Source organism: Novosphingobium sp. Chol11 (genome assembly GCF_945870625.1).
In the GTDB taxonomy this organism is placed as follows: Bacteria; Pseudomonadota; Alphaproteobacteria; order Sphingomonadales; family Sphingomonadaceae; genus Novosphingobium.
The window spans coordinates 1-8,152 of the sequence record NZ_CAMBTS010000123.1; the positions used below are offsets into that span (position 1 = coordinate 1).

Below are 8,152 nucleotides of genomic sequence, written 5' to 3' on the forward strand. Positions count from 1 at the left end.
ATGAACGACCTTACCAAGTTCACCAACCAGATCGCCAAGCCCGAAACTTTCGACCAGATCCAGATCGGTCTGGCGAGCCCCGAGCGCATTCGCTCGTGGTCGTTCGGCGAGATCAAGAAGCCCGAGACGATCAACTATCGCACGTTCAAGCCTGAGCGTGACGGTCTGTTCTGCGCGCGCATCTTCGGCCCGGTGAAGGACTACGAGTGCCTGTGCGGCAAGTACAAGCGCATGAAGTACAAGGGCGTCGTCTGCGAAAAGTGCGGCGTCGAGGTTACTGTCACCAAAGTGCGCCGCGAGCGCATGGGGCACATCGAACTCGCCGCGCCGGTGGCGCACATCTGGTTCCTGAAGTCGCTGCCGAGCCGCATTGGCTTGCTGCTCGACATGCAGCTCAAGCAGCTTGAGCGCATTCTGTACTTCGAGAGCTATGTCGTGATCGAGCCGGGCATCACCCCGCTCGAGCGCTACCAGCTGCTCACCGAAGACGAACTGCTCGACGCGCAGGACCAGTACGGCGAGGACGCATTTTCGGCCGGGATCGGCGCGGAAGCAGTCAAGCACATGCTGATGGACCTCGATATGGTCCAGGAGAAGGAAGAGCTGCTCAAGGAGCTTTCCGAGACCAAGTCAGAACTCAAGCCCAAGAAGATCATCAAGCGGCTCAAGGTCGTGGAATCGTTCATCGATTCGGGCAATCGTCCCGAATGGATGATCCTCGACGTTGTGCCGGTTATTCCGCCAGAGTTGCGCCCGCTGGTGCCGCTCGATGGTGGCCGCTTTGCGACCTCGGACTTGAACGATCTCTATCGCCGCGTGATCAACCGCAACAACCGCTTGAAGCGCCTGATCGAACTGCGCGCGCCGGACATCATCGTGCGCAACGAAAAGCGCATGCTGCAAGAAGCAGTCGACGCCTTGTTCGACAACGGCCGCCGCGGCCGCATCATTACGGGTGCTAACAAGCGTCCGCTGAAGTCGCTCTCCGACATGCTCAAGGGCAAGCAGGGCCGCTTCCGTCAGAACCTGCTCGGCAAGCGCGTCGATTATTCGGGCCGTTCGGTCATCGTCACCGGGCCTGAGCTCAAGCTGCACCAGTGCGGGTTGCCCAAGAAGATGGCGCTCGAGCTGTTCAAGCCGTTCATCTACGCCCGCCTCGACGCCAAGGGTCTGTCGATGACCCTGAAGCAGGCCAAGAAGTGGGTCGAAAAGGAGCGCAAGGAAGTCTGGGACATCCTCGACGAGGTGATCCGCGAGCATCCCGTGATGCTCAACCGCGCGCCGACTTTGCACCGTCTGGGCATTCAGGCGTTCGAGCCCGTGCTGATCGAGGGCAAGGCGATCCAGCTTCACCCGCTGGTCTGCTCGGCGTTCAACGCCGACTTCGACGGCGACCAGGTGGCGGTCCACGTGCCGCTTTCGCTGGAAGCCCAGCTCGAAGCGCGCGTGCTGATGATGTCGACCAATAACATTCTCAGCCCCGCCAACGGCAAGCCGATCATCGTGCCGTCGCAGGACATGGTCTTGGGGCTCTACTATCTCTCGATGGACCGCCAGGGCGAGCCGGGCGAGGGCATGCTGCTGGCCGATATGGCCGAAGTGCATCAGGCGCTGTTCGCCGGCGCTGTCACCATGCACTCGAAGATCACCGCGCGCGTTCCGCAGACCGACGAAAAGGGCAAGCAGTACCTCAAGCGGTATGAAACCACCCCGGGCCGCATGCTGATCGGCGAATGCCTGCCCAAGAGCAGCACGGTTCCCTTCGAGCTGGTCAATCGCCTGCTCACCAAGAAGGAAATCGCCGACGTTATCGATCAGGTCTATCGCCACACCGGCCAGAAGGACACGGTGCTGTTCGCCGATGCGATCATGAGCCTGGGCTTCCGCAATGCGTTCAAGGCGGGCATTTCGTTCGGCAAGGACGACATGATCATCCCGGACGCCAAGATCCCGCTGGTCGCCGAGACCAAGGATCTCGTCGCCGATTACGAGCAGCAGTATCAGGACGGCCTGATCACGCAGCAGGAAAAGTATAACAAGGTGATCGACGCCTGGAGCCGCTGCGGCGATCAGGTGGCGGCGGCCATGATGGAAGAGATCAAGGCCACCCCCAAGGACGCCAATGGCCGCGAGGCGCAGGTCAATTCGATCTACATGATGTCGCACTCCGGCGCGCGTGGTTCGCCAACGCAGATGAAGCAGCTGGCGGGTATGCGCGGGCTGATGGCCAAGCCTTCGGGCGAGATCATCGAAACGCCGATCATCTCGAACTTCAAGGAAGGGCTCACCGTCCTTGAATACTTCAACTCGACGCACGGCGCGCGCAAGGGTCTGGCCGATACCGCGCTCAAGACCGCGAACTCGGGCTACCTGACGCGCCGTCTGGTCGATGTGTCGCAGGATTGCGTGGTCACGGTCGAGGATTGCGGCACCGAGCGCGCGCTGGAAATGCGCGCGATCGTTCAGGGTGGTTCGGTGATTGCCTCGCTGGGCGAGCGCATTCTCGGGCGCACCTTGGCCGAGGATATGGTCGAGGCCAAGACCGGCACGGTGCTTGTGGCCAAGGGCACCTTGCTCGATGAGCCGACCGTGGCGCGGATCGAGGCGGCTGGCATGCAGGCCGCGCGCATTCGTTCGCCGTTGATCTGCGAGGCGCAGGTCGGTGTCTGCGGCACTTGCTATGGCCGCGATCTGGCGCGCGGTACTCCGGTCAACATCGGCGAGGCGGTTGGTGTGATCGCCGCGCAGTCGATTGGCGAGCCGGGTACGCAGCTCACCATGCGCACCTTCCACATCGGCGGTGCGGCACAGGTCAACGAGCAATCGAACCTCGAGGCGATTTGCGATGGCTCGGTTGTCTACCGCGACATCCCGACGATCATCGATTCGCGCGGCCGGCGGTTGTCGCTCGCCCGCAATGGCGAGATCGTGGTGCTCGACAACGAGGGCCGCGAGCGCGCGATGCACCGTGTGCCTTATGGTACGCATCTGCTGCTTGAGAACGGCGCCACCGTGGCGCTGGGCGAACGGCTGGCCGAGTGGGACCCGTTCACCCTGCCGATTATCACCGAAAAGTCCGGCATCGTGCGCTACCAGGACATGGTCGATGGCCGCACCCTGACCGAGCTGGTCGATGACGCCACGGGCATTGCCCAGCGCGTGGTTACCGAAAACCGCGTCGGTGGGCGCGGCAAGAAGGAAGACCTGCGTCCGCGCCTGACATTGATGGGTGAGGATGCGAGCGAGGCCGCGCGCTATCTGATGGCGCCGGGGACGACGCTGTCGGTCGAGGATGGCCAGATGGTGCAGGCGGGCGACGTGCTCGCGCGCGCCAGCCGCGAAGCTGCCAAGACACGCGACATCACCGGCGGTCTGCCGCGGGTGGCCGAGCTGTTCGAAGCACGCAAGCCCAAGGATAACGCGATCATTGCCAAGATTTCGGGCCGGATCGAATTCGTCCGCGACTACAAGGCCAAGCGCAAGATCGCGATCATCCCGGAAGAGGGCGATCCGGTCGAGTACCTGATCCCCAAGTCCAAGGTGATCGACGTTCAGGAAGGCGACTTCGTCAAGAAGGGCGACAACCTGATCTCGGGCTCGCCCGATCCGCATGACATTCTGGAAGTGCTCGGGGTCGAGGCTTTGGCCGAATACCTCGTCGCGGAAATCCAGGAAGTCTACCGGTTGCAGGGCGTGAAGATCAACGACAAGCACATCGAGGTGATTGTTCGCCAGATGCTGCAGAAGGTCGAGATCACTGACGGCGGGGACACTACCTTGCTGCCGGGCGAGCAGGTCGATTTCGAGGAAATGAACGAATACAATGTGAAGCTGGCGCCGGGCATGCGTCCGGCCGAAGGCAAGCCGGTGCTGCTTGGCATCACCAAGGCCAGCTTGCAGACGCGCTCGTTCATTTCGGCGGCATCGTTCCAGGAAACCACCCGCGTGCTGACGCAGGCGGCGGTTGAAGGCAAGAAGGACTCGCTGATCGGGCTGAAGGAGAACGTCATTGTCGGCCGCCTCATCCCGGCGGGCACGGGCGCGGGCATGAACCGCATGCGTGTGGCCGCCAACAGCCGTGATGCGGCGCTGCGCGCATCCTATCGCAAGCTGCAGGAATCGCTGATCGCGCCGGCGAGCGCGGCGGAAGAGCATGCGGCCGAATTGGCGCAGGGCCCCGAAGCCGCCATTGGCGACGATCCGCTGGCTGCGGTCGAAGGCGAAACCCACGGGCTTGATGCCGATGCGGGTGATTACCTGATCAAGGGCGACGAAGCCTAAGTCTTCGCCGCCAAGCCAAAGAGAGCGAAAGGCCCCGCCGGTGCAATCCGGCGGGGCTTTTTCATGCATGATGCTCTGGTTACGCATTCATCGCAGGGGGTGCGGATCAGCATTGTCAATGCTCGCGGGCGTATCAGGGCAGAATGTCTTGGCGGCATTTTGCCAGCTGTGCCTGAGGATGTCTTATGATAAGCCACAAAGCACGTTTGGGCGCGCGGTTCCTGATCGGCCTGCTGCTGGTCTCGATCGCGGTGGCTTCGATCGTGGTCTATTATGTCCGCTCGGGCGGGCCGATCACCATGCGCGAGGCGCTGCAGAGCGAGCTCGTCGCGGATATTCTGCCGCCCCCTGCCTTTGTCGTCGAGCCTTACAAGAACGCCGCCTTGATCATGCTCGATCCGCAGGCGGCGTCGCCCCATGTCGCGGATATCAAGGCCGAGCGCGCCGAATATGAAGCACGCAAAACATACTGGCAGGCTGCGGTTCTGCCTGAGGCGATGCGTTTGCCGCTCGACGGTACGTTGAGTTCCGCAGACCGCTTCTGGAAGGTCATGGACAGCCGCTTTCTTCCGGCGCTCACCAGCGGCGATCGCGCCGCGATGGCCGCCGCCTTCAACAATGGCCTCACTCCTGCTTATGCCGATCAGCATGGTCAGGTGACCCGGCTGGTCGCGCTCTCGGCCAGATATCGCGCCGAGGCGGCGCAGACCGATGGGCGCAACACCCAGCTGGCGCTCGCATTCCTCGGCATTGTCGCCTTGCTGGTGATCGGTGCGATCCAGTGGAGCGCGCGCGCCGTGCAGCAGCAGATCGTCGAGCCGCTGGTAACGACGGCCAGCGCGATGTCGGCCATGGCCTCGGGCGATTATGACCAAATGCTGGACGGCGCTGGACGCAACGACGAGATCGGCCTGATGGCGCAAGCGATCGAGGTATTCCGCGAGAATGGCAAGGCGCGCCAACAGGCCAGCGCCGAACAGCGGATCGTCGTGGCAGCGCTCACCGAAGGTCTGGAACGGATCGCCAGCAAGGACCTTGAGTACCGGGTCGACGACCGCTTTCCCGAATCATACGAAGCGCTTCGGCGCAACTACAATGAAGCGGTCAACGCGCTTGCCGGCGCGCTGCGCACCGTGCGTGTGGGCGCGGCCAGCGTGCAGGGCAGCATTGGCGAAATCCGCGCCGCCGCCGATGATCTGGCGGCGCGCAACGAAGTGCAAGCTTCGCGCATCACCGAGACCGCCGGCGCGCTCAACGCTGTCACCGCGATTGTCAGCGAAACCGCGGCGGGCGCGGTCGCCGTGCAAAAGGCCGTCACCGCCGCACGCAGCGAGGCCACCGATGGCGGCGAAGTAGTCGAGCGCGCGATCGAGGCCATGGCCCGGATCGAGACGTCCGCCAAGGAAATCGGCCAGATCATTGCGGTGATCGACGGCATTGCCTTTCAGACCAATCTGCTGGCGCTCAACGCCGGGGTCGAGGCGGCGCGTGCGGGCGAGGCTGGGCGCGGGTTTGCCGTCGTCGCCACCGAAGTGCGCGCCTTGGCCCAGCGCTCCGCCGATGCCGCGCAAAGCATCAAGGAGCTGATCACCACCAGCGGAGTGCAAGTGGGTGCCGGTGTCGCGCTGGTTGGCCAGACGGGCGAGAAGCTGGTCGGGATCGTGCGCCGCGTGTCGGAAATCAATGCCTTGATCGATGGCATTGCCAGTTCGGCCACACGTCAGGCCCAGAACCTTGTCGGGGTAAACGGCGCAATGGGTGACATGGAGCCGATGACGCAGCAGAATGCCGCCATGGTCGAGCAATCTTCGGCCGCGACACGCAGCCTTTCAAGCGAAGCCCAGCTCCTCACCGAACTGGTCGAAACCTTCCGCACCCGCGACGGGGCGGAACGGCCTGCCGTGGTTTCCCAGCCCGCGACACTGCGCCGAACGTCAGCGCTGCAAATCCAGCACCCGGCGATGCCGCTTGCCTTGGCAAGCTGAAACGAGGCGCGGCGATACTGGGTTTGGACCAGCGAGGTGCCGTGCGCGGCCAGAAAAACCGCGCCGCTGGTTACTTCGCTTTGCGGTGCTCGCCCTTGACCCAGCGGACGGTGCCCGAACTGGCACGCATGACCACGCTTTCGGTGGTCATCACGCCGTCCTTGCGCACCTTGACCCCGGCGAGCAGCGAACCATCGGTCACGCCGGTCGCGGCGAAGATGCAGTCGCCCTTGGCCAGCTCATGAAGGTCGTAGATCTTGTTCAGATCGGTGATGCCCCACTTGTAGGCGCGCTCCTTTTCATCGTCGTTGCGGAAAATCAGTCGCGCCTTGAACTGCCCGCCGACGCAGCGCAGCGCCGCCGCCGCCAGCACGCCCTCGGGCGCGCCGCCGGTGCCCATGTACATGTCGATGCCTGTATCCTCGTCGGTCACTGCGATCACCCCGGCGACGTCGCCATCGGGGATCAGGCTGATGCCGCAGCCAAGCGCGCGCAGTTCGGCGATCAGATCGGCATGGCGCGGCCGGTCGAGCACGCAGATGATGATGTCTTCGGGGTTGACCCCTTTCGCGGCGGCCACGGCGCGCACGTTGTCGCTAGGCGACTTGGCCAGATCGATGATCCCCTCCGGATAGCCGGGGCCGACCGCCAGCTTCTCCATGTAAACGTCGGGCGCATTGAGCAACCCGCCTTCTTCGGCAACGGCCAGCACAGCCAGCGCATTGGGCCCCGCCTTGGCGGTGATCGTCGTGCCTTCCAGCGGATCGAGCGCGATGTCGATCTTGGGGCCCTTGCCCGGCGCAGAGCCGACCTTCTCGCCGATATAGAGCATGGGCGCTTCGTCGCGCTCGCCTTCGCCGATGACCACGGTGCCATCCATGTAAAGCTCGTTGAACGCGGCGCGCATCGCCTCGACCGCTGCCGCATCCGCCGCCTTTTCATCCCCGCGCCCGATCAGCTTGGATGCGCCGATGGCTGCGGCTTCGGTCACGCGGACCATCTCAAGCACCAGAACACGGTCGAGCACTTGCGAGGCGGTGGGGGTTTGCGTCGGTTCAGTCACATTGACTCCTTCGGATGCTTGAGCGCAGAGTTGCAGGCGTCCTAGACGGGAGGAAGCATTGTTGTCGAGGCTGGGCTTGTTGCTTGCATGTGTTATTCTGAGCGGCGGGCCGCAGCGCGCAGTAGCGCAAGACGTGACGAGGCCCGCTGAGGCGGCTGATGCGGCCGCTCCGCTCTCGGCCGAAGCGTCTGCCGCGATCGCGCAGCGCCTGATGCAGGGGCCGCCGCAGCCGCAACGCTGCGGTATCCCGGCGGCCGATGGCACGATCATCGTTTGCGGCGGCAAGGCGGCCAGCGACAAGGAACGCCTGCCCTTGCGCGATGAACTTGAATCGGCGCGCTCGACCAAGGACGGCATGCCGCGCGCGCCCAATGTCAGCGGCCTGCGCGATTGCAGCCGCGGCTGCATCGGCCTCGGTTCTGCGCCGGTGCCGATGTACTACTTCGATCTCAAGGCGCTTCCCGAAGCCCCGCCTGATTCGGATGCCGACAAGATCGCGCGCGGCGAGATCCGCGCGCCTTAGGATTAGGGCTAGTCGCTCAGGATATGCATCACGAGCGGCGCGGCGCCGAGGTTGCTTGATCCTTCGAGCAGGCGCAGCGCCTCGCCGATTGCGCTTTCCGGCCCCTCGTGCGTCACCATCGCCACCAGCACATCGTCATCGCTCCCGGCGGCGGCGCGGCCCGTCTGGATGAGGCTCTCGATCGAGACCCCGGCATCGCGCATGGCGGCGGTGATCTCGGCCAGCACGCCCGGCCGGTCGGCGGCGATGAAGCGCAAGTACGCCTTGCCGGTGCGGTGGCCGGTGTCGGCGGGGGCCGCG

General features: G+C 64.2%; 5 protein-coding genes. 3 read left to right on the forward strand and 2 right to left on the reverse strand.

What is annotated here, in order from left to right; genetic code table 11:
• Both rpoC and Q0O40_RS14365 read left to right on the forward strand, forming a co-directional pair.
• The coding region (rpoC, locus tag Q0O40_RS14360; protein ID WP_295531317.1) for a DNA-directed RNA polymerase subunit beta' at positions 1-4,281 on the forward strand (4,281 nt) is incomplete at its 5' end.
• A gap of 185 nt (positions 4,282-4,466) precedes the next feature.
• Positions 4,467-6,266 (forward strand): methyl-accepting chemotaxis protein, encoded by a 1,800-nt coding sequence (locus Q0O40_RS14365; RefSeq protein WP_295531319.1) that lies wholly within the window; start codon positions 4,467-4,469, stop codon positions 6,264-6,266.
• Positions 6,267-6,336: 70 nt separating this feature from the next.
• On the opposite strand, the gene glpX is transcribed toward Q0O40_RS14365, so the two are convergent.
• Positions 6,337-7,329: a class II fructose-bisphosphatase gene (gene glpX, locus Q0O40_RS14370; protein WP_295531321.1), complete on the reverse strand. Its 993-nt coding sequence runs from the start codon at positions 7,327-7,329 to the stop codon at positions 6,337-6,339.
• Between the two features lie 133 nt (positions 7,330-7,462).
• Between glpX and Q0O40_RS14375 the strand changes: the two genes are divergently transcribed.
• Positions 7,463-7,852: a hypothetical protein gene (locus Q0O40_RS14375; RefSeq protein ID WP_295531323.1), complete on the forward strand. Its 390-nt coding sequence runs from the start codon at positions 7,463-7,465 to the stop codon at positions 7,850-7,852.
• Between the two features lie 8 nt (positions 7,853-7,860).
• On the opposite strand, the gene Q0O40_RS14380 is transcribed toward Q0O40_RS14375, so the two are convergent.
• Positions 7,861-8,152, reverse strand: a 292-nt coding sequence (locus tag Q0O40_RS14380) for an ACT domain-containing protein (protein WP_295531325.1), incomplete at its 5' end; no start/stop codon positions are given.